The sequence below is a fragment of the Saccharothrix hoggarensis genome (assembly GCF_042678885.1).
Taxonomy (GTDB): Bacteria; Actinomycetota; Actinomycetes; order Mycobacteriales; family Pseudonocardiaceae; genus Actinosynnema; species Actinosynnema hoggarensis.
Genome location: NZ_JBHTLK010000481.1, coordinates 1 through 1,332, shown reverse-complemented (window position 1 = coordinate 1,332; position 1,332 = coordinate 1). Strand labels below are relative to the sequence as shown.

The following is a 1,332-nucleotide window of genomic DNA, read 5'->3' as shown; positions in this document are numbered from 1 at the left end:
TGTCGGTCGGGCGGCTCGCCGACGCGGAACGCCACCTCCGGGCGGCGATCGGCACGGCCGACGGCGCGGGACTGGCCGAGAGCGCGGCCAAGGCGCGCGGCGTGCTCGGGTACGTCCTGACCCTGACCGGCCGCACGGGCGAGGGCCTGCGGGAGATGGACCGGGCGAGGCCGCTGCTGCGCGGACCGTCCGCCGCCCGCCTGCTGATGCAACGCGCGGTCGTGCTGACGGAGACCGGGCGGTTCGAGGACGCCGCCGCCGGGTTCTCCGACGCGCTGGACACCCTGCGCCGCGCCGGCGGCGACGCCCTGATCGAGGCCACCCTCCGCAACAACCGCAGCATCCTGCTGGCCCGGCTGGGCGACTGGCGGGGCGCGGAGGAGGATTTGCGTCGGGCGGAGGAGGTCTTCACCGCGACCGGCCACAGTGGACGGACGGCGATGGTGTACCAGAACCGGGGGCTGGCGGCGACGGTCCGCGGCGACGTGCCGGCCGCGTTGGCCGCCTACGACGAGGCGGCGCGCCGGTACCGCGCGGCGGGGACCGACCAGGGGCTGCTGCCGGTCGAACGGGCCGAGGTGCTGCTGTCGGTGCGCCTGGTCGCCGAGGCGCGGCAGGCGGCGACCGCGGCGGTGGCCGCCTACGCGCGGCGGCGCAACGCCGTGGACCTGGTGCAGGCGCGGCTCCTGCTGGCCAAGGTCGCGTTGCTGGAGGGCGATCCGCGCGCCGCGTTGCGCGAGGCGCGGCGGGCCGGGCGGTCGGCGTCACGGCAGGGTCGGCCGGGCTGGGCCGCGTTGGCGGGTTTCCTGGTGCTGCGCGCCCGCTGGGACCTCGGCCTCCGCGACGCGGCGACCCTCCGGTCGGGCACGCGCACCGTGGCCGCGCTGACCACGGCGGGCTGGGTCGTCGCCGCGTTGGACGCCCGGTTGATCGTGGCGCGGTTGGCGATGGAGCTGGGCCGGTCGGCGATCGCACGCCGCGAGCTGACGGCGGCGACGCGCTCGGGCCGCACCGGACCGGCCGAGGTGCGGGCCCGTGCCTGGCACGCCTTGGCGTTGCTGCGACTGCAGGACGGCGACCGGCACGGCGCGGATTCCGCGCTGCGGGCCGGTGTCCGGGTGCTCGACCGGTTCCGCGCGGGCCTGGGCGCGACGGAGCTGCGCGCGCACGCCTCGGGCCACGCCGACGAGCTGACCGCGCTGGGGCTCCGGCTCGCCGTGGAGTCGGGCCGGGCCGAGTCGGTGCTGCGGTGGGCGGAACGACGGCACGCCTGCGCGTTGCGGCTGCCGCCGGCGCGACCGCCGGACGACGTCGCGCTGGCCGCGGACCTGG

General features: G+C 78.5%; 1 protein-coding gene. It reads left to right on the top strand.

Translation table 11 applies throughout. From position 1 onward, the window contains the following. Nucleotides 1–1,332 (top strand): tetratricopeptide repeat protein (locus ACFQ3T_RS36610; protein ID WP_380730760.1); only part of this gene is annotated, 1,332 nt, incomplete at both ends.